Annotated in this window: 24 protein-coding genes; 18 read left to right on the top strand and 6 right to left on the bottom strand. The window is 45.4% G+C overall.

Annotated elements, in window-relative coordinates; genetic code table 11:
- The first annotated feature begins 9 nt into the window (after window positions 1–9).
- Window positions 10–459, top strand: a complete 450-nt coding sequence (locus ABE28_RS16315; protein WP_061143471.1) for an ACT domain-containing protein — start codon at window positions 10–12, stop codon at window positions 457–459.
- A gap of 377 nt (window positions 460–836) precedes the next feature.
- Entirely contained in the window at window positions 837–1,715 is an 879-nt protein-coding gene (pheA, locus tag ABE28_RS16310) for a prephenate dehydratase (RefSeq protein WP_064465869.1), read from the top strand.
- Window positions 1,716–1,853: 138 nt separating this feature from the next.
- Here pheA and ABE28_RS24625 read toward each other — a convergent pair.
- Window positions 1,854–3,187, bottom strand: a protein-coding gene (locus tag ABE28_RS24625; RefSeq protein WP_156775806.1) for an IS3 family transposase whose coding sequence is annotated in 2 segments (ribosomal slippage) — window positions 1,854–2,815 and window positions 2,815–3,187 — 1,335 coding nt in all. Because the reading frame shifts where the segments join, the coding sequence is not laid out codon by codon here.
- Window positions 3,188–3,516: 329 nt separating this feature from the next.
- Between ABE28_RS24625 and ABE28_RS16295 the strand changes: the two genes are divergently transcribed.
- Window positions 3,517–4,209, top strand: coding sequence for a DUF6944 family repetitive protein (locus ABE28_RS16295; RefSeq protein ID WP_064462102.1), 693 nt, complete (start codon window positions 3,517–3,519; stop codon window positions 4,207–4,209).
- Window positions 4,210–4,256: 47 nt separating this feature from the next.
- Here ABE28_RS16295 and ABE28_RS16290 read toward each other — a convergent pair whose 3' ends face one another.
- Window positions 4,257–4,790 carry a transcription repressor NadR gene (locus tag ABE28_RS16290; RefSeq protein ID WP_064462103.1) on the bottom strand — a complete coding sequence of 178 codons (534 nt, stop codon included), beginning with the start codon at window positions 4,788–4,790 and terminating at the stop codon, window positions 4,257–4,259.
- Between the two features lie 48 nt (window positions 4,791–4,838).
- Entirely contained in the window at window positions 4,839–5,987 is a 1,149-nt protein-coding gene (locus ABE28_RS16285; protein ID WP_257390611.1) for an IscS subfamily cysteine desulfurase, read from the bottom strand.
- A gap of 78 nt (window positions 5,988–6,065) precedes the next feature.
- Between ABE28_RS16285 and nadB the strand changes: the two genes are divergently transcribed.
- Genes nadB through nadA form a run of 3 tightly spaced genes read left to right on the top strand, consistent with a single transcriptional unit; the run spans window position 6,066 to window position 9,587 of the window.
- The gene (nadB, locus tag ABE28_RS16280; protein WP_257390610.1) at window positions 6,066–7,652 is read left to right on the top strand and encodes an L-aspartate oxidase; all 1,587 of its coding nucleotides are present in this window, start codon (window positions 6,066–6,068) and stop codon (window positions 7,650–7,652) included.
- On the top strand, window positions 7,633–8,484 hold the full coding sequence (nadC, locus tag ABE28_RS16275) for a carboxylating nicotinate-nucleotide diphosphorylase (RefSeq protein ID WP_064462104.1): 852 nt from the start codon (window positions 7,633–7,635) through the stop codon (window positions 8,482–8,484). The genes nadB and nadC overlap by 20 nt, the downstream gene beginning before the upstream one ends.
- Window positions 8,481–9,587: a quinolinate synthase NadA gene (gene nadA, locus ABE28_RS16270; protein ID WP_064462105.1), complete on the top strand. Its 1,107-nt coding sequence runs from the start codon at window positions 8,481–8,483 to the stop codon at window positions 9,585–9,587. The genes nadC and nadA overlap by 4 nt, the downstream gene beginning before the upstream one ends.
- A gap of 90 nt (window positions 9,588–9,677) precedes the next feature.
- Here the strand turns inward: nadA and ypfJ are convergent, their stop codons facing one another.
- Complete coding sequence (gene ypfJ, locus ABE28_RS16265; protein ID WP_064462106.1) at window positions 9,678–10,523, bottom strand: KPN_02809 family neutral zinc metallopeptidase; 846 nt, start codon at window positions 10,521–10,523, stop codon at window positions 9,678–9,680.
- A gap of 319 nt (window positions 10,524–10,842) precedes the next feature.
- Here ypfJ and safA point away from each other — a divergent pair, with 319 nt between their 5' ends.
- The 4 genes from safA (at window position 10,843) to ABE28_RS16240 (ending at window position 15,338) form a co-directional block, all read left to right on the top strand.
- On the top strand, window positions 10,843–13,083 hold the full coding sequence (safA, locus tag ABE28_RS25825) for a SafA/ExsA family spore coat assembly protein (protein WP_064462108.1): 2,241 nt from the start codon (window positions 10,843–10,845) through the stop codon (window positions 13,081–13,083).
- Window positions 13,073–14,020, top strand: a complete 948-nt coding sequence (locus ABE28_RS16250; protein ID WP_167353408.1) for a phosphotransferase — start codon at window positions 13,073–13,075, stop codon at window positions 14,018–14,020. The genes safA and ABE28_RS16250 overlap by 11 nt, the downstream gene beginning before the upstream one ends.
- A 101-nt stretch (window positions 14,021–14,121) precedes the next feature.
- On the top strand, window positions 14,122–14,727 hold the full coding sequence (locus ABE28_RS16245) for a YhcN/YlaJ family sporulation lipoprotein (RefSeq protein ID WP_064462110.1): 606 nt from the start codon (window positions 14,122–14,124) through the stop codon (window positions 14,725–14,727).
- A 110-nt stretch (window positions 14,728–14,837) separates the two neighbouring features.
- Window positions 14,838–15,338, top strand: a complete 501-nt coding sequence (locus tag ABE28_RS16240; protein ID WP_156775804.1) for an intercompartmental signaling factor BofC — start codon at window positions 14,838–14,840, stop codon at window positions 15,336–15,338.
- A gap of 242 nt (window positions 15,339–15,580) precedes the next feature.
- Here ABE28_RS16240 and ABE28_RS16230 read toward each other — a convergent pair whose 3' ends face one another.
- A complete protein-coding gene (locus tag ABE28_RS16230) occupies window positions 15,581–16,063 on the bottom strand; it encodes a hypothetical protein (RefSeq protein WP_083232112.1) in 483 nt (160 codons plus the stop codon).
- A gap of 323 nt (window positions 16,064–16,386) precedes the next feature.
- Here ABE28_RS16230 and ABE28_RS26125 point away from each other — a divergent pair, with 323 nt between their 5' ends.
- From ABE28_RS26125 to yajC, 7 genes are all read left to right on the top strand, one after another.
- A complete protein-coding gene (locus ABE28_RS26125) occupies window positions 16,387–16,557 on the top strand; it encodes a hypothetical protein (protein WP_156775803.1) in 171 nt (56 codons plus the stop codon).
- A gap of 157 nt (window positions 16,558–16,714) precedes the next feature.
- Entirely contained in the window at window positions 16,715–17,329 is a 615-nt protein-coding gene (gene ruvA, locus ABE28_RS16225) for a Holliday junction branch migration protein RuvA (protein WP_064462113.1), read from the top strand.
- An 11-nt stretch (window positions 17,330–17,340) separates the two neighbouring features.
- A complete protein-coding gene (ruvB, locus tag ABE28_RS16220; protein ID WP_064462114.1) occupies window positions 17,341–18,339 on the top strand; it encodes a Holliday junction branch migration DNA helicase RuvB in 999 nt (332 codons plus the stop codon).
- Window positions 18,336–18,542 carry a DUF2905 domain-containing protein gene (locus ABE28_RS16215; RefSeq protein ID WP_064462115.1) on the top strand — a complete coding sequence of 69 codons (207 nt, stop codon included), beginning with the start codon at window positions 18,336–18,338 and terminating at the stop codon, window positions 18,540–18,542. Before ruvB ends, ABE28_RS16215 begins: the two co-directional genes overlap by 4 nt.
- Window positions 18,543–18,580: 38 nt before the next feature.
- Window positions 18,581–19,609, top strand: a complete 1,029-nt coding sequence (queA, locus tag ABE28_RS16210; RefSeq protein WP_064462116.1) for a tRNA preQ1(34) S-adenosylmethionine ribosyltransferase-isomerase QueA — start codon at window positions 18,581–18,583, stop codon at window positions 19,607–19,609.
- A 36-nt stretch (window positions 19,610–19,645) separates the two neighbouring features.
- On the top strand, window positions 19,646–20,785 hold the full coding sequence (gene tgt, locus ABE28_RS16205; protein ID WP_064462117.1) for a tRNA guanosine(34) transglycosylase Tgt: 1,140 nt from the start codon (window positions 19,646–19,648) through the stop codon (window positions 20,783–20,785).
- A 41-nt stretch (window positions 20,786–20,826) separates the two neighbouring features.
- Entirely contained in the window at window positions 20,827–21,108 is a 282-nt protein-coding gene (yajC, locus tag ABE28_RS16200; RefSeq protein WP_061143720.1) for a preprotein translocase subunit YajC, read from the top strand.
- A gap of 263 nt (window positions 21,109–21,371) precedes the next feature.
- On the opposite strand, the gene ABE28_RS16195 is transcribed toward yajC, so the two are convergent.
- On the bottom strand, window positions 21,372–21,743 hold the full coding sequence (locus ABE28_RS16195; protein ID WP_170946870.1) for a TIGR04086 family membrane protein: 372 nt from the start codon (window positions 21,741–21,743) through the stop codon (window positions 21,372–21,374).
- A gap of 160 nt (window positions 21,744–21,903) precedes the next feature.
- On the opposite strand from ABE28_RS16195, the gene ABE28_RS16190 reads away from it, so the two are divergent.
- Window positions 21,904–22,587: a DUF421 domain-containing protein gene (locus ABE28_RS16190; RefSeq protein ID WP_064462118.1), complete on the top strand. Its 684-nt coding sequence runs from the start codon at window positions 21,904–21,906 to the stop codon at window positions 22,585–22,587.
- Window position 22,588 lies beyond the last annotated feature (1 nt).

Below are 22,588 nucleotides of genomic sequence, written 5' to 3'. Positions count from 1 at the left end.
GTGCAGAGTTTGAATAAGGCCGATCAGAAGTTTTTCCTCGTTCGTGAGGATGTCCTTCCCGAAGCGATGAAAAAAACGCTGGATGCAAAAGAAATGATTGAACGGGGAAAAGCAGAATCAGTTTGGGAAGCGGTACAGCGTGTCGACCTAAGCAGAAGTGCTTTTTACAAATACCGTGACACGGTGTTTCCGTTTCATACAGTTGTCAAAGAAAAACTGATTACCCTGTTCTTCTATCTTGAAGATCGTTCCGGTACTCTATCGGAGCTCTTACGGCTCGTCGCATCATCCGGCTGCAACATCATGACCATCCATCAAACGATCCCTTTGCAGGGACGTGCCAATGTCACCCTGTCTTTAAACACGGGCGGAATGACGATGGATATTAATGAACTGCTTACCAAACTGCGTAAAATGGAGTTCGTCGAAAAAGTCGAAATCATTGGGAATGGCGCATGAAAAACAGCCTGTACATTTCAGATGTACAGGCTGTTTATTTGTAATCAATTCTGAGAGTGGCGGCAACTATGTTATAAAAAGATGGACGAACAGTTCGCTTATTGGTTTCATGCGAGACCAAAGAAATTCGTGCAGGGGAACAATGACGCGTTTCTAATCTAAAAAAAGCAAAAGGACACGAGCCTCCAGGACCGCCCGAGGAAAGGGGATGCCCTGTGTCCCAATCAGCGGGGGCAAATTTCAATAATCTGCAACAGCCTGTAGACATCCTGGGGACGTCTACAGGCTGTTTTCCGAAATTAGCGAATAAGTATTGTAAAAAATCAGAAAATGGCATAACATAAACAATAGATTTTCCGTGAAAAGGAGTTTATAATATGACATCAAAAAAAATTGCATTTCTAGGACCAAAAGCAACGTTCACGGATTTAGCTGTTTCACGACTATTTCCTAATGACATAAAAATGCCGATGAACACGATTCCTGACTGCCTTGATGCTGTCCGTGACGGCGAAGCGAACCACGCGCTCGTCCCGATCGAGAATGCATTGGAGGGATCGGTCAATATAACGATGGATTACTTGATCCATGAAGTCACATTGCCGATAAAAGGGGAAGTGACGATTCCGATACAGCAGCATTATATGGTGCATCCGGATCATGCGTATTCCGGCTTCAAGCCGGACATGGTCTATTCACATTCCCATGCCATTGCACAATGCCGCAAATTCCTACATAAAGAACTGAGGGGCATCCCGTATGAATATGTTACTTCCACTGCCGCTGCGGCTAAGATGGTGATGGAGAACCCTGATATCAACATTGCTGCGATTGCCAATGATATGGCGGCAGCGGAGTATGGGCTGACAATCGTCAAGCAAAATATCCATGATTACGAACATAATCATACGAAGTTTATCGTCGTATCCAACAGTGAAGTTGATTATGCCGGGCATTTGACGGTTGAAGGAGATGCGAAGACGACTTTGATGATCCAGCTTCCAGCCGACCATTCAGGGCAGCTGCACCAAGTCCTTTCCGCTTTCTCCTGGAGAAAGCTTAATCTCTCCAAAATTGAATCAAGACCGATGAAAACGGGCCTTGGCAATTATCTTTTCATCATTGACATTGAAATGGGCCTTGACGATGTCCTCATCCCAGGCGCCATTTCCGAGTTGGAGGCCCTCGGCTGCAAGGTTACGGTCATGGGAAGCTATTCATGTTTTAAAGTAAGAAGCGGTGTGGTACAGCGTTGATTTCCTGCATTGAATCACTTGCTCCAAGGAAAGCGATCCTTTTCCAACGGGACATGGATTGAAGAAGGAAAATAAGGAATGAAGTGGCGCCCTGGAATTTGAACTGTACCCCATTTTACGGACAGTATAAAAAAGTGCCTAAATGGCTAATAAGTGGTCCCGGTATTGTACCGGGGCCATTTTCTTTAACCCCCATTGGTATCGATGTTCATTATATTCTTCAATAACTCGATCAATTTCTTCCTTCACATCCGTTAAATTAGTACATGTTTTATATTCTGCCAAATCCTTAAAGTGGCCAAAAAAACTTTCCATTGGCGCATTATCCCAACAGTTTCCCTTACGGGACATGGATTGGGTTATCCCAAGTTCCTTCACTTTGCGTTGAAATAGAGGATTGGTGTAATGGAACCCCTGGTCAGAATGAAGGATTACACTCGGATGGAATTCGTGACACACAGCCTGCTTTAGCTTATGTAAGGTCTCGTAAACAATATCCATTTCTAATGAAGTAGATAAATGGTACGTAACGATTTCTTTTGTGGCGGCATCCTTCACGCATGATAAATAAGCTTTTTGGCCTTTCCCATAATAAAGATAGGTAATGTCAGTAAGCAGGACCTTCCCTGGCACCTCCTGATTGAATTTACGTTTAAGAAGGTTTGGACAAGTAAGGTGCTCCTTGGTTGCCTTGGCCATCTTCCTATAGGGGTTCGCCCTTCTGATTTTCGCTAGGAGATTATATTTTGTCATCAACCGTCTGATTTTCTTATGATTCATTACAGCAGAGTAGTCATTCTCCATAATCATTTTGATTTGGAGAGCGCTTACTTTTTCCTTTTTACTGATGAAAATATTTCTGATCAATTCTATATCCAATCCATCCTGTTCTTCACGTAGCTCCCGGTAAGGAGCTGCCTTTACCCAATCATAGTAACCACTTCGACTTACACCAGCCAATTTGCATAGATAAGAAACAGCCTTCTTTAATTGGTGTATTCTAATCGTCCTTTCAATCAGATAGAACTTCTCGGCAGAAGTTAGAATTATTTCTTTTTCAAAGCCTGCCTTTCTAGCTCTTCCAGCTTTTTTAGGAAGTCATTTTCTGCTTCAAGGAATTTAATTCTCGCCTCGGCCTTCCTAAGTTGTTCCTCTACAGACTGTGGCTTGGAAGTGGGACGTCCTGTACTTCCTTTTCCACGCCGTTCCGTAAGGAAGCCTTCCTCACCAAACCTTTCAAAGGTACTACGCCAGCGCTGTAGACAACGTATGGGTTGTTTCTTTCCAACTATTTCGAGATTAATTCCCTGGTCCATGAAAATTTGAGAGGGGGCTTTCCCCTTTTTATATTCTTTAACAGATTTTTTCTTGAATTCAGGACTATAGGAAATAGATCGCTCGGAAGCACTAATGATATTTGGATTCTTTTCAAGTTCTTTAATTTGAAATTCAGTATATATATTCTTACTCATAGAAACCCTCCGTCCATACTCATTACATCCATTGAAACATAAAAAAACCCGGATAAGGAACACTTTTTTATGTGTGTCCGTTATCCGGGGTATAGTTCAATTATCCGGGGCGTTTTTTTGTGTGGGGGCGCCGTTCTTGAATCGAAGGGTATTCAGTCTTGAAATAGAGGAGAGATTACACACCATTCTTGGTGATTTCGTATACAATGGCTAGGCGACCGCGATATCATTAACGAAGATACATACCTTCAAGACTGGAGTAACTGCGGCACTTTTTTTATGGCAAAAGAAGGATCAAAAATGCATGGAGCGGGTGGTGTTCAGTAGAGATGGAAAGTCAATTCAAAGAAACTTTCGGTTCTTGGACCCAAGCGATAGGGACAGTCATTTCCGCTGTTGGAGGAACGCCATCGAATGTGCTCGACGAGGATTTCCGAAAAAACTTGGATTTGATCGGCAATGAACTTCAAGCGACAGGAAATGCGATATTGGCGGATTCGGAAGACACATGGTCACTAAATAAATTCGGCAATCAAATACAGGCCATCGGAAATTCGACTGTCATCTTAGGATTGGTCATTGACTTCGATGAGGTGACGAAGAAGGAATTGATCATCAAAGGTAACCTGATTCAAGCGTTAGGAGGAGGAACTGCGGTGGCGGGGGCTTACGAGAATCCTGATGAACCAGAACAGGCCTTGAATGTCACGGGAAATATGTTGCAGGCGATAGGGAACTCGATGCAGGCGATTGGAGGAATTAGCGAACTAAGGAATAGCATTCTGGAAAAAGATCAGGAAAGTGATGAAGATGAAACACAAGATGAGGACGATGAAGACAAAGAAGAAGGGAACGAGGAAGGGAAACAAAAATATCAATACCCGGATTTAGAAGAAAAGCCGACAGATGGCGAATTAATACAGACGATGGGAGGCTGGATACAAGCCGTCGGCTCCGTCCTCAACCTCATCGGCCAATTGAGAAGCAACAGTGAAAGCCAGTCGGATGATGAGCCGGCATAGGAGCATAAGATAAGGAAAACCCCTCAGGATATGAAGGGTTTCGTCAGTCAATCGACCAATATGCCGGCTTCACGCAGGGCAGTCTCCGCCTCGTCAAGCAGTTCCTCCGAGGATGCGCTCAGTGTATGGAGATGGATGCCGCTCGTTAGCTCCGATAAAAAAGAAGCATTCGTGGCAGATACCCTTGAGAGGAATTGCTGGACTTCCTTACGGCTGCTGACCATGATGGAAGCAGTTAGGTCGCCGTATACAGGATGCTCGATTTTGACATCCTTCACCGTGATCCCGATATCCACGAGCAGGTAAAGCTCTTCCTGAGCCCGGGAAGGATCGTGCTGGCAAGCAATTGTCCTTTCTGGCTTTTTCGTACTTTCGGTCGCCAAAAAGATATAGCCTTGGCTCGTGGCTATGATCGGTTCATTCCGGGCCTTCAGGAGCGTTATATCACCAACGATGACCTGGCGGCTTACATTGGCCATTTGCGAAAGCTCCGTGCCTGTAACGGGCTGTGCACTTGTTTGCAATATATGTAAAAGTTTCGTTCGTCTTTCTTCCCCGAGTAATTTCTTTCTTTCCATCATTCATTCACCTCTTTAATATATAAACATTCTATCATAGAATGGGCGGTTTTATCGAATGGAAGCGATTCCTTCGAGGCAGTCTGCCAATTTTTCAATATCATCCGCCGTCGTATGTTTACCAAAGGAAAGGCGGATGAATTGATGCGCCTCTTCTTCGCTTTTTCCAATCGCCATCATGGTTTTGGATGGATTTTGTTTACCGATCTGACAGGCACTTCCCGTCGATACGGCAAAGCCCTTCTTGTTTAATTCGAGCATGACGTACTGGCCTTGCAAGCCAGGGAAGGTAAGAGCAAGAATGTGCGGCAATTGTTCGGTTTTCGCGCCGATGATTTGAAAGCCCATCTTTCTTTCGGTTAGTTGCTGGATCAATTGCTTCCTCAGCTTGGAGATGCGTTCATGTTCCTTTTCGCTGATATTTGCTGAATTTTTGGCGGCGGTTACGAAGGAGGCTATACTGGGGACGTCCACCGTACCAGGCCGGAAGCCGGATTCATGGGTGATATTCGGAATCGGAGCCCTCAACTGATGGATTGCTGGGAAAATGACGGCCCCTGTCCCTTTTGGTCCATAAACTTTGTGGCTGGAAATGGACATTCCATCACATAACCCAGATATCTCGTCCAATGGCAATTTTGCAAACGATTGAACGCAGTCGACATGTAAAAAGGCTTGATGCTCCCTAACGATTTTACTTATTTGCTCAATCGGCTGTATGACTCCGATTTCTGAATTCACATGTTGGACAATGACCAGGCAGGTTTTCTCCGACAGCGCTCCTCTCAGGTGTTCGATATCGATGCGGCCATCCTCCCCATGCCGTAAATACGTCACCTCGTAGCCGGAGCGTTCAAACCTGCAGATAAGGTTGTCGATCGATGCATGCTCGGTCCGGCTAACGATCAAGTGATTCTGCCAGGCCGGTTTTGAAGCGATAAATGTATCGATTGCAAGCATATTACTTTCCGATCCGCCGCTCGTAAAGATGACGCCTTCTTTTTTCATATGTAGCATTTCTGCCAGCTGCCGTCGTGACATATCCAATAAACGTGCACTTTCAGAGCCTATATCATGCAAGCTGCTTGCGTTTCCGAAAAACCTCCGGGATGCTTGGCTGAACACGTCAATCGCTTCTTCATCCATCGGCGTTGTGGCCGCATAGTCCAAATAAATCATTGAATCACTTCCATCCTTCATTTTAAAAAACTCTTGATAATAGTTTAATAATATGTAAATATAGTTGTCAAGACACCTGTCATAAACAGGAGGAATGTAATGATGGTCAAAACGGAAGTCATCGTGATAGGCAGCGGTATTGCGGCTTTGAAAACGGCATTGGTAGCAAGTGAGCATAAGCATGTGATACTCATCACAAAATCAAAAATTCGTCATAGTAATTCATATTTGGCGCAAGGCGGTATTGCTGCCGCAATATCCGATCAGGATGAAGTATCCTTACATAAAAAAGACACGCTGGCTGCTGGTCAGCGATATAACAAAGTGGAGGCTGTGGAGAAACTTGTCGAGGAAGCTCCTTTGGCGATAGCTGAACTTCTTCAATCCGGGATGCAATTTGACCGAGATCATGACGGGTCCCTCATGCTTGGCCTGGAGGGTGCCCATAGTGAAAGGAGAATCCTCCATAGTCATGGGGATGGGACTGGAAAGTACATCATGGAACATTTAATAGGCTGCTTGAATGGCTCGAAGATTCAGGTTATCGAGAATGAGGCTGCAGTGGAGTTGGTCGTCGGTGAGGATGACTCTTGCATCGGCATCAAAACGCTTGATAGGTCAGGGAAACTGGCTGTCTATCATGCAGAGCACACGGTTTTGGCAACGGGCGGATGCGGTTCGCTATACCAAATAACGTCCAATTCACAAACGGTATCGGGTGATGGCATCGCTCTTGCTTTCAAGGCAGGGGCAAAAGTCCGTGATATGGAATTCATCCAGTTCCATCCGACGCTCCTTTTTATGAATGATAAAGCCGAGGGGCTTGTTTCAGAAGCGGTCCGTGGTGATGGCGCCATATTAGTGACTGAAAATGGAAGTCCGATCATGCAGGATATTCATCATTTGAAGGACCTTGCCCCAAGGCATATTGTCGCACAGACGATTTTTTCTTATTTACAGAGCGGTGAAAAGGTGTTTTTGGATATATCGATGATCAAGGATTTTAAAAAGCGTTTCCCGACGGTAAGCTCATTATGTGAAAAAAACGGGGTGGACCTCCAGCTCGGAAAAATCCCGGTTGCACCTGGAAATCATTTTCTAATGGGCGGAATCGAAGTGGATGAATCGGGGCGAACCTCTGTCCCCTCGTTGTATGCAGTCGGTGAGGTGGCATGCACGGGTGTACATGGTGCGAGCCGGTTGGCAAGCAATTCGCTTCTCGAAGGCCTCGTATTTGGCAGGGCACTTGGTGATTTGCTGGCTAATTTGCCAGCAAGGGAGCTACCAGCAGAAAAGGAGTATCCTAAGGTTTCCTGTCATATAGCTTCATTACCCGATATATCGGATTTGCAGGAAAAATTGATGAGTGAAGCCGGAATCGTCCGAACGGAAGCTGGGTTAATTCGCTTGAAGGGTTATCTTGAGGCTTTTCACATCGAAAGCTTGCTCCATCCGGACGTTACCGGACGATCGCTGACGGAAATCACTAAAGCTAACGCCATGATCGTCGCGTGGCTGATTGCCGAATCGGCATTGACTAGAACGGAAAGCAGGGGCGGTCATTTCCGCAGTGATTATCCAAGCGAAGATGACTCCTCATGGCTAGAAAATTCGGTCATCCTTGCTTGCGAAGATGTGAAAAACCGAGTGAAGGGGAGAAGGCAATATGAACATATTGAAGCTTAAGCAAATGCTGGAGCATTTTTTGATCGAAGATATAGGGGAATATGACGTAACGAGTGATACGATTTTTGGCCAAGCAAAACAAGGGACCTTGACTTTCATTGCAAAAGAGGGAGGGGTTTTTAGCGGAGGCGACGTCATCATAACAGGCTTTTCCTTGTTGGATACCCAAATCGAGGTGGCCCTGCATGTCCGTGATGGTGAAGTGTTTGAAGCAGGTCAGCAGCTTGCGCGAATGACCGGCAATATGGCTTCGCTATTAAAAGGGGAACGGGTCGTTTTGAACTTGGTGCAGCGCATGTCCGGAATTGCCACGCTTGCAAGTGAAGCGACGATGATCCTGGCGGGGACGAAGACAAGGGCATGTGATACAAGGAAAACCACGCCTGGCCTGCGGATGCTTGAAAAATATGCGGTTCGTTCAGGCGGGGCCTTCAACCACCGAAATGGTTTGTATGATGCCGTCATGATCAAAGACAATCACATTGCTTTCGCCGGTTCCATCACGAAGGCGGTTCAAGCGGTCAAAGGCAAATTGGGTCATGCGTGGAAAGTGGAGGTTGAAACGGAGTCACTGGAACAGGTGCTTGAGGCTGTGGAAGCCGGTGTGGATATCATCATGTTCGATAACAGGACGCCAGAAGAAATTAAGCAATGGGTCAAATCTGTTCCTGATTCGATCATAACGGAAGCCTCCGGTGGAATGACGCTTGGCAATTTAGCAACGTATCGTGAAACAGGGGTGGATTACATTTCGTTGGGCAGTCTGACGCACAGCGTCCGGGCACTCGATATTAGCGCAAAGGTTACAGAATGTGAGGGGATAATGAGATGAATATAGTGGAGATGGTTAGCTCAGCAGGCAATGTCTTGCCCGAAAAGTATAAAACGATGTCAGTGGAGGATATGGAGAAAGCGGTACTGGGCATAAAAAAGCGCTTAGGTAATCGTCTTTATATTCCTGGTCACCATTATCAACGGGAGGAAGTGATTCGCTTTTCCGATGTAACGGGAGATTCACTTCAGCTGGCCCAGCTTTCCGCCCAAAATCGTGAAGCGGATTATATCGTGTTTTGCGGCGTTCATTTCATGGCGGAAACCGCCGATATTTTGACGGAGGAGCGGCAGACCGTCATTCTGCCTGACATGCGTGCAGGCTGTTCCATGGCAGATATGGCGGATATCGACCAAACTGAACGGGCCTGGACGAAGCTTCAGGAATTATTCGGTGATACGATCCTTCCGCTTACTTATGTTAATTCGACTGCGGCCATTAAAGCATTTGTGGGTAGAAATGGCGGGGCTACGGTTACATCTTCAAACGCCCAAGACATGGTTTCATGGGCATTTGAGCAAAAAGAACGGATCCTGTTTCTTCCCGATCAGCATCTTGGCAGGAATACAGCCTTTGATATTGGCATTCCATTGAATGCCATGGCTGTTTGGGATCCTCATAAGGAGGAATTGATCCATGAGGGTGACATCGAGGATCTAAAGGTACTTCTTTGGAAAGGGCATTGTTCGGTCCATGAAAATTTCACGACGGCGAATATTGAAGCATTAAGGGAAGAACAGCCTGCGATGAACATCATCGTCCATCCGGAATGCCGCCGGGAAGTGGTGGCCATGTCGGATTATGCAGGTTCGACATCCTATATCATTGACATGATTGAAAAGGCAAAAGCGGGCAGCTCTTGGGCAATCGGCACGGAAATGAACCTCGTCAAACGACTTATCGCCAATAATCCAGACAAGAACATCATCTCGTTAAATCCGAATATGTGCCCATGCCTTACGATGAATCGAATAGATTTACCGCATTTGTTATGGGCGCTTGAATCAATTGAAGCAAATCAAACCATCAACCCGATAAAAGTGGAAAAGAAAATGGCGGCTGATGCCATCCTTGCTTTGAATCGAATGCTTGAAAGGGCATGATTGCCCCGACTATCTCGAGGCTTACTGGACATACATAAAAAGGGGGCCTTTGCAGCCCCCTTTTTATGTATGTCCCATATTTTTTTACCGTTAAAGATTTTTTACTTTGAATGTATTGCCTTCATTCATATTCCCTGATTCAAACCCCTTATTGAACCAACGTTTTCGCTGTTCGGAGGTACCGTGAGTGAAGCTGTCTGGAACTGCGTAGCCTTGTGCCTTTTTCTGGATGGTGTCATCTCCCACACCGCTCGCTGCATTCAAAGCCTCATCAAGGTCGCCCTTCTCAAGCAAATTCTCTCCTTGAACATGATGTGCCCAAACCCCTGCTAAATAATCGGCCTGTAATTCGAGGCGGACAGAATACTTATTATATTCCGTTTCACTAACCTTTGAACGATCAGGCATAACCTTTTTTGTCGTTCCCAGTAATGTCTGGACGTGGTGCCCCACTTCATGAGCAATCACATAGGCCATGGCAAAATCCCCTGGTGCCTGGAATTCTTCCTTTAACTCCTGATAAAAGCTGAGATCGATATAAAGCTTCTTATCACCTGGACAATAAAACGGTCCCACTGAAGAACCTGCGATCCCGCACGCCGATTCCACACTTCCTGAGTACAGAACAAGAGTCGGTTCTTCATATTCAAGGCCATTCTTCCGGAATTCCTCCGTCCAGACACGCTCCGTATCTGCTAGTACGACTGACACAAACTGTGCCAATTCCTTTTCTTCATCACTTTCCACATAAGTGCCGCCGCTTCCGGGATCAGGTGAAGTCAACCCGCCCAACAAATCGCTTGGGTTGCCACCGAGCAGTGTCACGATCAAGACGATTATCAATCCGACCCCGCCGCCGATGCCTGCCATCCCTTTGCCGCTCATTCCCCTTTTGTCCTCGACATTCGAACTGCCCTGACGTCCCTTCCATTTCATTTACATTCCTCCCAGGATGAATATAAGTGCCAGATATAGCCCTTGGGCCATCTACTTTCTTATACCCGGAATGCCTTGAGTTTAGACAGGTGGTAAAAGGAAGAGTACGTCCGAAAATAAAGCCAGGGTTGAAGATGTGGGAAATTCCTGGATTGTTTCAACGCTAATTTTTTCGTCAGAAAAGGGCATCACTGTCCCTAAATCATTGATCCAATCATAAATGCCCATTTTGATGCATAAGTTTTCATGATAAAAATAATAGCAATTCACCCACTACATCATAGTATATATGGACATATGCACAGGAGGGGTTAACAGCGTGAAAATTCATATAGTCCAAAAAGGCGATACACTTTGGAAACTCGCCAAAAAATACGGTGTCAGTTTTGAAGAACTAAAAAAAGTGAACGCGCAATTGAGCAACCCGGACATGATGATGCCGGGAATGAAAATTAAAATACCAGGGACAACCGGAGCAGTATTAAAAGAAACGATTAAACCTAATATTCATATGGGAGTGAAAGAATCCCAAATCCAACCGTATCCGGCTCAGCCGACACCAATGAAAGAGCAGCAAATGATGCAAAAACCGCCAGTCAAAGAACAACCGAAATATCAGCAGCCGATCAAAGAACAGCCGAAGTATCAGGCACCGATCAAGGAGCACCCGAAGTATCAGCAGCCGATCAAAGAACAGCCGAAGTACCAGGCACCGATCAAAGAGCAGCCGAAATATCAGCAGCCGATCAAAGAACAACCGAAGTATCAAGCTCCGATCAAAGAGCAGCCGATCGTTCAGCCAAAACCAATCGTGAAAGAAAAGCAAATAATTGTTCCAAAAGAAGCTCCGGTACCGACACCGGTGATACCTGAGATCGATATCAATAATTATTATATGGTCAACATGACCAATATGAGTGTGCAAAAGCCCCCTGCACCGCCACCAATACCGAAGAAAAAAGAAGAACCTGTCGCTACAAAGAAAAAGAAGAAAAAGCCAGCCGTTTCTCCAACCCAGGATTATTGTGAGCCTGTCGATGATTGCATTCCGATGACGCCAATCATGCCAGGAACCGGCTATAGTATGCAGCCTCCGCCATGGGCGCATATGCCGATGCAGGGGATGGAAGCCCCATATCATGGCGGCTATGGAAACCCGGAAACACAAGGCTATCAAATGATGGAAGAAAGCTCCGAGGTCTGGGGAGAATCTCCTGACATGCAATCAATGGGGCAGCAAGGATTTGTTCAAGGTGCAAGCATGAATCCATACGGTCAGCAGCAGCAACACTATCCATATCAAGCATCTGCACCGATGCCGCACCATTATTATGGGGGGATGGGGCAGCAGCATCAAGTGGCAGGCTCATATATGCAACAAGACCATGAGTCGCCAAGTGAATCGCCAGCTTCATACAACCATCATAATCATTCACAACAACAGTCTGAAAATGAAGAAGATTGTGGCTGTAATAAAGGGTTACTTGGAACGTATGGGCCGGAAGCGCAGGGCCAGTATCAATCCGATCAATCTATGAATGCCTATGGACATCACCATCCTGATTATCATCAATCCGAGCCATCACAGCAGCATTACCATGACCCGAATTTAGGCGCCTATCCACAGATGGGCAATCAAATGCAATATGAGCATGAAACAGAGTCAATGGAATCAGAGCAGGTTCAACAATATGAGCCATTCGTAATGCCAGGTCAAAACGGAGGCCAACCCGGCATGATGATGGGCGGTCAAAACGGAGGCCAACCTGGCATGATGATGGGCGGCCAAAACGGAGGTCAGCCCGGCATGATGATGGGCGGCCAAAACGGAGGCCAGCCCGGCATGATGGGCGGTCCATATGGAAGTCAGCCCGGCATGATGGGCGGCCAAAACGGAGGCCAGCCCGGCATGATGGGCGGTCCAAATGGAAGTCAGCCCGGCATGATGGGCGGTCAAAACGGAGGCCAACCCGGCATGATGGGCGGTCAAAACGGAAGTCAGCCCGGCATGATGGGCGGCCAAAACGGAGGTCAGCCCGGCATGATGGGCGGCCAAAATGGAGGTCAGCCCGGCATGATGGGCGGTCAAAACGGAGGCCAGCCCGGCATGATGGGCGGTCAAAATGGAGGTCAGCCCGGCATGATGATGGGCGGTCAAAATGGAGGTCAGCCCGGCATGATGGGCGGTCAAAACGGAGGCCAGCCCGGCATGATGATGGGCGGTCAAAATGGAGGCCAGCCCGGCATGATGGGCGGCCAAAATGGAGGCCAGCCCGGCATGATGATGGGCGGTCAAAACGGAGGCCAGCCCGGCATGATGATGGGCGGCCAAAACGGAGGTCAGCCCGGCATGATGATGGGCGGTCCATATGGAGGTCAGCCCGGCATGATGGGCGGTCAAAACGGAGGCCAGCCCGGCATGATGCGCGGTCAGATTGGGGGTCACCCGGAAGCAATGTTACCTGGACAAATGGGAGGCCAACCAGGCCAATTCGGCGGTGTTCGTGCGCCTGAAACATTTGGAATGCCGACATATGTAGATGAAAGCGATGACTACTAATTATCACGGAGACAGTGTGTTCAACACTCGTCTCCTCTCTTATTTAAACCGTCAGCCAAAGAGTATCCATCATCTTCAAAGCAGCGTCTATTTAATAACTTTTGAAAAGGGCGGGCCATTGATCCTTAAAGGATTCGACAGTTTTGAAAAGTGGGATCGGCAACGAGAATTGACAACCTTGTTAAGGCAAAAGGGATTTGATCAAACGTATAATATTCACCAGAACTTAATGCCCTTTCAATTCAAAGGAAAATGGTATGGTAGTATGGACTATTTTCAACCTAGCAAGAAAAAATTTCGCTTCTCGCATCATAAGGACCGCTTGGAGGGGATAAAGCTACTGGAAAGCTTCCATGATGTATCTGAAAACCTTTCCATAAAGGCACCATTATTCGATCAAGCAAAAAAATGGCGCGAACGGCTATCTCTATTTAAAAAGAATTTTACTTATGTTCGTCAATATGTTTCTGAAGATATCGTCAAGGAATGGATTAGGTGGGGGGAGTGGTCATTAGAAGGATTTGAAAAAAACCAGTCCTTATGGGATCAGGAGAAAAAAGTCATCATCCATGGAGATTGTGCCCACCATAATTTTTTGCGGAAAGCAGACGGCACACTGACTTTGATTGATTTTGATTTGATGGCGATTGCTCCACGATGCATTGATTATTTACAATACGCAAACCGGATATCCCATCATTTAGGTGATGCCGCAACGAAGCTGTGGCACGTGCCGCAGCTGCAAAAATACGAGTCAGATCTTGCCTTTTTATATGCTTTAACGTATCCAACGGATATTTTCCGGGAATGGAATCGACTTAATAAGAGCTCATCACAGTTACATTCCGTATGGAAACTGACTGTCGAAGGTTTTTCGGAGCGGATGGAAATGAATGAAAAGCTGGCGAAAAAGATTTCCTCCCTGAATAGGAAATAACCCGTTATTTTGGCCATAACTTACTGAGTACAATTGAAGGAAGACACCCATGCTAACTATGAGCGAATTATCGTTCATTACTTGCTATGGGAGGGTCATGGGTGCAAAAAATAAAATGTGTACTGCCGCTTTATACAGCATTAGCCGCCGTTTGTCTGGTAGGATGTGCCAATAATGATACAGCGGAAAACGAGAGCCTCATAGATGAAACGGGATACCATTCCACTGAAAAAGATCAGTTGGTCCGGAACATAAATTATCATAATATGGTGCAAGGGCTATATGATAAAGATGATGCTTACAGTAAACGTGATCGAAACTACCATGGTCATGAAAGTAAGCCGCTCCGGGCCAAGTCATCCTATTATAATGCATACGAAGGCAATTTGGCAGACCGGGTCAATCAGACTGCCAATAGTGTCGATCCGGTCGTTGATGCAAGGGCCGTCATCATGAAAAATGAAATGCTTGTTGCACTGCTGCTTGATGACTACAGCCAAGCTCAAGAAACCAAAGAAGCGGTGAAGCAAAAAATCGGACCATTATCTCAAGGAAGGACCTTATATGTCACTACTGATGAAGGGGTCTATTTCCGGACGATGACACTTGATAACAATCTTCGCGATGGCGATACGAGGGACTTGATCATTCAGGATGCGAATGATATGTTCGATAATCTTAACATCCATGAAAATCACTTGAAATGATATAGGGGCTGACCGCGATCATTGGGTCAGTCTTTTTGATTTTGTCTGGTTAATAAACGTTGTTTGAGGTCAAACTACTTAAAAAGTAAACGCCTTAAGAGGTGAGTATATTGACTAAACAGCTAAGACTTCAACTATTCTTGACCCTTTTCATCATGCCCTTTTGCTTGACCGTTTTTGCGGAAGAATCAGTGCAAAAGGAAAATGACCCGATCGAAAGGAAGGTCATCCTGCAGCGTATGTATTTGGATGGTGAACTCAGCGAGGAGAAGTTGACTGAAACAATATGGTCGATGGAAGATTTTTGGTCCAAATATGAAGGATGGAAAGTGGTCGACCAAAATGAGGAGCAAATCGTTCTTAAGAAAATTGAAAATGATATCTCTCCGCTTTTGAAAGCGAACGGCTATCTCGGGATGAGGGAGGATGGGACGTTGTCCATTTTTATCGGAAGGCCTGAGCACGCCAAAATCATTCATACTTTTTATCAATTGGATGTTGGGAAACTTGAAGTATATAAGCAGGAGGAACTGCAAAAGGGTATCCCGATCATGAATAAAGACCAATATAAACAGCTTATTAAAGAATACGAGCCTTATTCGGTAAACTAGCGTGGGAGGATTCCACATCATTCAGAGTTTTTTTTGAGTGTTATTTGACCATTCCTTCATTCCACTTTTCATAAGGAGTAGGAGAATCCCAACAGTCCGCAATTTTGGTTTGACCGTTGCGTTCCAATCTGCAATAAAACGAAGTGAGCATTTTATTGACCACTCAAAATAAATGACTTCCATGACGAAGCCATTTATTTTGAGTATTTTAATCGAATTTGCTGCTTCCTTCTTGGACAAAATTACTTTGCTTTATTACGCAATTCAAATGACTCGTCATTGTCAGCCCATTTTACATTCACCTTTATAACTTCCCCTTTACCTACCAATGCTCCATTTTTAGAACCTCCACTAGTTTTAAATGAATTTTCCCTAGGTGGATCAGGGTAGTCCTCTGTTTTACTTCCGCTTGAAGCGGTTGTTTCATAAGAATATTCAAGTTTTTTCATGGAAGATAATTCTTTCAAGGACCCCTTGTATTTTAATGTAAGTACATAATTATCTTTGCTAGAATAAGTTATTTGTCCGTTTTCTCTTCCCCATAATTGGGTTGCTTTATAAGAATATACAGCCTCCCAGTGTTCGCTTTCTCCTGTAAATTGATAATGGTGTTCTGTTTTTTTCGTAGAATCTTTTTTAGTGGCTTCCAAATTCTCTTTATCAGTGGCGTTAGCACAAGCTGTTAAAACCATCATGAGAAATAATACAGTGATCATTTTTTTCAACGCTTCTCCCCCTGAAATTCACAATTGTATTTTATGAAATATTATCATTAAAAGGGATTTAATTACAAAAACTTTTTATTTAAACGAAAGAGGAATCCAGCATGACCACAGTTTTGGATGATCTTTACTTTGTCTGTTTCAATTGAAAACACCTGCTTTCCGCTGGACCGTATGATGTCCCGAACCGGTCTCGCGTCTTCCGTTCCCCCTCAACTCTATGTGAACGCGAAGAAGGAATCCCCATTGTCCAATTGCAACCGGCGAACCCCCGTCCCAAATGCGAGTGTGAAAAGCGCAATATTTACGTAAACCAGCTTAATTCGATGCAAAGCCGAAATTGGCGAGTAAAAAGCACGGAATTGGCGAGTAAAGTCGTTAAATTGGCGAGTAAAAGCGCCAAACTCGCGAGTAAAGTGGCTAAATTGGCGAGTAAACAAAGAAAATGGCGAAACCCGGCCCCAAATGTGAGTGTAAAAAGCGCAATATTTACGTAAACCAGCTTTTAATTCAATGCAAAGCCGAAACTCCCGAGTAAAGTTACCAAATTCGCGAGTAACTCAGCCCTTTGCCGATTATAAAATAACTTTCTATGAACAACGATCCGTTTTATGATAAAATGAGAGGTACAGCAAAATCAGGGAGAGAATTAATTTGTATGATTTTATAAAAGGCAAGGTCGATTATATTGGACCTGAATACATAGTCGTGGAAAATGGGGGAATCGGATATCAAGTGATGACGCCGAATCCTTTTATTTTTTCCGCCCAATACGAGAAAGATATCCAAGTTTTTTTGTATCATTACGTACGTGAGGATATGGTTGCCTTATATGGTTTTCAGAATCGTCAAGAAAAGGCATTATTCACCAAGCTGTTGAATGTAACTGGAATCGGGCCGAAGGGGGCGCTTGCCATACTTGCGTCAGGTCAGGTCGATCAAGTGGTGCAGGCAATTGAAAATGAAGATGAATCGTTTTTGGTGAAATTCCCGGGAGTCGGCAAGAAGACGGCCAGGCAGATGATCCTGGATTTGAAAGGGAAATTGGAGAACATCATTCCGGATGCTTTTCCAAGCTTGTTCAACGAAGGTGTCACGGCTGCTTCCGGTTCAAATGGCTACTCGGAGGATTTGGATGAAGCGATGCTTGCTTTGAAGGCACTTGGTTATTCGGAAAAGGAAATCCAAAAGGTTGCCAAGAAATTACAGACGGAAGAAATGACGACCGAGCAATATATTAAGAAAGCATTGCAATTGATGCTAAGATAAGGGGTGGCGCAATGGAGGAGAGAATATTCAATCAGGAAGCCGATTTGAACGAACTGTCCTTTGAACAAAGCCTGCGGCCGCAAAACTTAAAGCAATATATTGGACAGGATAAAGTGAAAGCGAACTTAAGTGTATACATCGAGGCGGCAAGGATGCGGGAGGAAACGCTCGATCATGTCCTTTTATACGGGCCGCCTGGTCTTGGGAAGACGACGCTTGCGGTCATCATCGCCAACGAAATGGGTGTCAATATCCGCACGACTTCCGGACCTGCCATTGAGCGGCCCGGAGATTTGGCGGCGATTTTGAGTGCGCTCGAACCTGGCGATGTGCTTTTCATCGATGAAATACACCGCCTGCCCCGGGTGGTCGAGGAAGTGCTGTATCCGGCGATGGAGGATTTCTGTCTCGATATCGTTGTCGGCAAAGGTCCGGAGGCACGATCAATTCGAATAGACCTGCCGCCGTTCACTCTCGTCGGGGCAACGACACGTGCTGGCTCATTGTCTGCACCGCTTAGGGACCGTTTCGGTGTTTTGTGCCGGCTCGAATATTATACGGAAAACCATCTGACCGATATCATCATCCGTACCTCCAGGATCATGGATACGGAAATGGATGACCAAGCAGCTGCAGAGCTTGCGAGGAGATCGAGGGGCACCCCGAGGATTGCCAATCGCCTTTTACGGAGGGTCAGGGATTTCGCGCAGGTTCGCGGAGATGGTACGATAACGGCCGGGCTTGCCGATTATGCACTTGAATTAATGCAGGTCGACCGTTTAGGACTCGATCATATTGACCATAAATTACTTAAAGGGATCATTGAAAAATTCCGCGGCGGCCCCGTAGGTCTGGAGACGATTGCCGCCACGATTGGCGAAGAAGCACATACGATCGAAGATGTATATGAGCCATATCTGCTCCAAGTCGGTTTTCTTCAGCGTACCCCAAGGGGACGTATCGCGACACAGCTCGTTTACGAGCACTTCGGTTTGGTGATGCCTGAATGATGAATATACCGAAAATGGTGATGATACTCGGCATGATCATATTCGTGATCGGTTTTGCGATGAAGTATATCCACCTCGGCAGGCTGCCGGGAGATATCTTCCTCAAAAAAGGCAATACGACGTTTTATTTTCCGATTGTGACATCTATCATCGTCAGTGTCGTGTTGTCCGCTATTTTTTATTTGATTGGCCGTTTTAAATGATGAATACAGCATGATACACAGGTTAGGAAGTGGAACAGATGAAATTGGATATGTTTGATTTTCATTTACCGGAGGAATTGATTGCCCAGGTTCCTTTGGAAGATAGGGAAGCAAGTCGGTTGATGGTGCTGGACAAGGAAACGGGCAAGATCGAGCATGATGTCTTCAGCCATATCACTGAATATATCAAACCGGGAGATTGCCTTGTTTTGAATGATACGAGGGTGCTGCCGGCACGATTATATGGAAGCAAGGAAGGAACCGGTGCAAAAATAGAGGTTTTACTGCTCAAGCAGGAGCATGATGATGTCTGGGAAACCCTTGTAAAGCCAGCCAAACGAATAAAAGAAGGCTCGACCATCTTCTTTGGCGATGGTAAGTTAAGTGCCGTCTGTACAGGCGTACTTGAGCATGGAGGCCGTATCCTGGAGTTTCGATATGAAGGTATTTTCTACGAAATACTGGATAAGCTTGGGGAAATGCCGCTGCCTCCATATATTAAGGAGCAGCTTGACGATCAGGATCGTTATCAAACGGTATATGCGCGTGAAAGAGGATCCGCAGCCGCACCGACGGCCGGACTGCACTTTACCGAGCATTTGCTTGAGAAGCTGAAAGGAATGGGAGTACATATCGCCTTCATTACGCTTCATGTCGGGCTTGGAACGTTCCGCCCGGTCAGTGTGGACGATATCGACAGCCATGAAATGCATTCGGAATTTTACCAAATGACCGAAGGCACTGCCCGTTTGCTTAATGAAGTGAAAGAAAAAGGCGGTAAAATCATCACCGTCGGTACAACCTCCACAAGGACTTTGGAAACGATTGCCTCCGGTAATGCTGGCGTCTTCAAGGAAGCAAGCGGCTGGACGAGCATCTTCATCTATCCCGGTTATGAGTTTAAAGGGATCGATGCCATGATTACGAATTTCCATTTACCGAAATCGACTTTAATCATGCTTATTTCTGCCTTGGCTGGAAGGGAGCATGTTCTGCATGCCTATGAAACGGCAGTGGAAGAAAAATACAGGTTCTTTAGTTTTGGAGATGCAATGTTAATTAAGTAATATAAGAGTGATAAGCTCTTGAAGGGAGTTATTGCGTTGACAGCAATACGATACGAGTTAATCAAAACATGTAAACAGACCGGGGCGCGGCTAGGCAGGGTCCATACGCCGCATGGTTCTTTCGATACACCGGCATTTATGCCGGTAGGGACGCTTGCTACTGTCAAGACGATGTCCCCGGAAGATCTGAAGCAGATGGGTGCAGGGATCATCCTCAGTAATACGTACCATCTATGGCTACGTCCTGGGCATGAAATCATCAAGGAAGCTGGTGGATTGCATAAGTTCATGAACTGGGATCGGGCGATTTTGACGGATTCCGGCGGCTTCCAAGTCTTCAGTTTGAGCGAATTCCGCAAAATTGAGGAAGAGGGCGTACATTTCAGGAACCATCTCAATGGCGATAAACTATTTTTATCTCCTGAAAAAGCGATGGAAATCCAAAACGCGCTTGGCTCCGATATCATGATGGCATTTGATGAATGCCCGCCATTCCCGGCAACCGAGGAGTATATGAAGAAATCGGTTGAACGGACATCACGCTGGGCGGAGCGTTGCTTGAATGCCCATGAACGTCCGAATGACCAAGGGCTGTTCGGGATCGTTCAAGGCGGAGAGTTTGAAAATCTTCGCAAACAAAGTGCAAAAGACCTTGTCTCCCTTGACTTCCCGGGTTATGCTATTGGAGGACTATCCGTAGGGGAACCGAAGGATATCATGAACCGCGTGCTTGAGTTTACAAGTCCGCTTCTGCCAACCAATAAACCGCGTTACCTGATGGGTGTCGGTTCGCCTGACTCCTTGATCGATGGGGCCATACGCGGTGTCGATATGTTTGACTGTGTACTGCCGACGCGAATTGCGCGTAATGGTACATTGATGACGAGCAATGGCCGCCTTGTCGTGAAAAATGCAAAGTATGCACGCGACTTTGGTCCTATCGACGAAAATTGCGATTGCCATGTCTGCAAGAATTACAGCCGTGCCTATATCCGCCATTTGATTAAATGTGAAGAAACTTTTGGGATTCGTCTTACGACTTATCATAACCTGCATTTTCTGTTAAACTTGATGGAACAGGTCAGACAAGCCATTCGAGAAGATCGTCTTGGAGACTTTAGGGAAGAGTTTTTTGAGCAGTATGGTTTCAATCAACCAAATGCGAGAAACTTCTAATTCCATAAATATTTTAATGAACGAAAGGAGTGAATTTACAAATGGCTATAACTCAAATACTTCCATTAATCTTAATGTTCGTATTGTTCTATTTCCTATTGATCCGCCCGCAGCAAAAACGCCAAAAAGCTACTCAAAGCATGCAAAGCAGCTTGAAAAAAGGTGATAAGGTTGCCACTATCGGCGGCATGCATGGAACAATCGATGCCATCGATGAATTGCAAATCGTCATTAAGTCACCAGATGGTACTAAATTGACATTCGATCGCGCTGCAATCCGTGAAATTACGGAAAGTGCACCGAATAAAGAAGTATCCATATAAGATAAACGAAAACCGGCCCGTGTGGCCGGTTCCGACTGTGGACATACTCGATGAAAATGGAGTTTGTCCACAGTTTTTTTGTTGTACTATAACCAGGGGAGACCCCGTATCTTCAGTTGCGACCTCTCACTTTTAACATTTACAGAAAAATCCATCAGCTCCTGGTTTTGAGGTTTACATCCAGCGGGCGGCAGGGAGCCTCTTCGGTGCTATGCCCCTTAACGAACGAAAACCGGGCAAGATGCCCGGTTTTTTGCTTTTTATTAGTCGGTGCGTGAGTCGGAGCTCATATTGACCCCAAGCACGCCGCCCATCATGGCCGTGATGACAAAGCAGCCATAGTAAATCCATTGCTTGATGGTAAAGAGGGCATCATGCCCCAAATATTGAAAAAGGAACACGACCAAAAGATAAAGCAATCCTGTGCTGCCGCCTAAGAAAAGTCCTTGCTTTTTACCTTTGCCTCCTGAAATGAATCCACCAATGAACAACGATAAAAAGGATACGATCATGACCACGTATGTCAGGGATGATTCCGTCAATGAAGTGAAACGAAGAAGGATGGAAACGATCAAACTTGCAATCATCGCTATGGCAAAGATGGAGCCAACGCCATAAATTACGGCGACACTCATTTTTTTAGTTTCGATGGGTATTCCTCCTTTTTTAAGGCTGATACGTTTTAGCCTGTATATGTGTTTGTACAAGCATATTCCTCATATGAAGCCTTTAGACCATAGCTGCCGTGAAAATAGAAAAGATTATGGAGTAATTTTTCTATTCGCAAGCCATGCTATGGAAGAAGGATGTGTTATTGAAGTGGAAACCTATCTGGCTATTATTTTTAGAACGACGGTGATCTATCTAGTCATCTTATTCCTTTTCCGAATGATGGGTAAGCGGGAAGTTGGGGAACTGAGCATTCTGGATTTAGTGGTATCCATCATGATAGGGGACATTGCAGTCCTATCCTTTGAAGATTTGGATAAACCATTTTTCCGGCAAATCACCCCGATGTTCGTTCTGGCTTTCATCCAGATCGTCTTGGCTTTCATTTCCTTGAAAAGCATCAGGTTTCGGAATATCGTCGACGGTACGCCGCAGATCATCATCAATCAAGGGAAAATAGATGAAAAGGCGATGCGTAAGCAACGATATAATTTTGATGATTTATTGACACAGTTGAGGGAGCAAGGGATCAATGATCTCAATGATGTACAATTTGCCATCCTCGAATCCTCGGGGAAACTTTCAGTCATCAAAAATACCCAAGGGAAAAGGTCAAAAATGAAGGAAACCCCTTATCCTCTTATCGTTGATGGAAAGATTCAGGAAGACAATCTTTATAAAATTGGCAAAAATCAATTTTGGCTCCGGCACCAGTTGAAAAAACATGGTGAAGTGAAAATTCAAGAGATTTCGATTTGCGGGTACATAGATGGCCAATTTTATATCGATACAAATGAAACGAAGAAATGAC

This window comes from Peribacillus muralis (assembly GCF_001645685.2).
Classification (GTDB): domain Bacteria; phylum Bacillota; class Bacilli; order Bacillales; family DSM-1321; genus Peribacillus; species Peribacillus muralis_A.
Note: the sequence above shows the minus strand (reverse complement) of the source record. Positions and strands in the feature narration are given on the sequence as shown.

Coding starts and splice junctions, on each gene's coding strand:
- yajC (WP_061143720.1), top strand. CDS start 20,827: ATGGCTATAACTCAAATACTTCCATTAATCTTAATGTTCGTATTGTTC.
- ABE28_RS16195 (WP_170946870.1), bottom strand. CDS start 21,743: ATGAGTGTCGCCGTAATTTATGGCGTTGGCTCCATCTTTGCCATAGCG.
- ABE28_RS16285 (WP_257390611.1), bottom strand. CDS start 5,987: ATGAAGGATGGAAGTGATTCAATGATTTATTTGGACTATGCGGCCACA.
- nadC (WP_064462104.1), top strand. CDS start 7,633: ATGAACATATTGAAGCTTAAGCAAATGCTGGAGCATTTTTTGATCGAA.
- nadB (WP_257390610.1), top strand. CDS start 6,066: ATGATGGTCAAAACGGAAGTCATCGTGATAGGCAGCGGTATTGCGGCT.
- queA (WP_064462116.1), top strand. CDS start 18,581: ATGAAATTGGATATGTTTGATTTTCATTTACCGGAGGAATTGATTGCC.
- ABE28_RS16215 (WP_064462115.1), top strand. CDS start 18,336: ATGATGAATATACCGAAAATGGTGATGATACTCGGCATGATCATATTC.
- ruvB (WP_064462114.1), top strand. CDS start 17,341: ATGGAGGAGAGAATATTCAATCAGGAAGCCGATTTGAACGAACTGTCC.
- ypfJ (WP_064462106.1), bottom strand. CDS start 10,523: ATGAAATGGAAGGGACGTCAGGGCAGTTCGAATGTCGAGGACAAAAGG.
- nadA (WP_064462105.1), top strand. CDS start 8,481: ATGAATATAGTGGAGATGGTTAGCTCAGCAGGCAATGTCTTGCCCGAA.
- ABE28_RS26125 (WP_156775803.1), top strand. CDS start 16,387: ATGCAAAGCCGAAATTGGCGAGTAAAAAGCACGGAATTGGCGAGTAAA.
- pheA (WP_064465869.1), top strand. CDS start 837: ATGACATCAAAAAAAATTGCATTTCTAGGACCAAAAGCAACGTTCACG.
- ABE28_RS16250 (WP_167353408.1), top strand. CDS start 13,073: ATGACTACTAATTATCACGGAGACAGTGTGTTCAACACTCGTCTCCTC.
- ABE28_RS16290 (WP_064462103.1), bottom strand. CDS start 4,790: ATGATGGAAAGAAAGAAATTACTCGGGGAAGAAAGACGAACGAAACTT.
- ABE28_RS16295 (WP_064462102.1), top strand. CDS start 3,517: ATGGAAAGTCAATTCAAAGAAACTTTCGGTTCTTGGACCCAAGCGATA.
- ABE28_RS16190 (WP_064462118.1), top strand. CDS start 21,904: ATGGAAGAAGGATGTGTTATTGAAGTGGAAACCTATCTGGCTATTATT.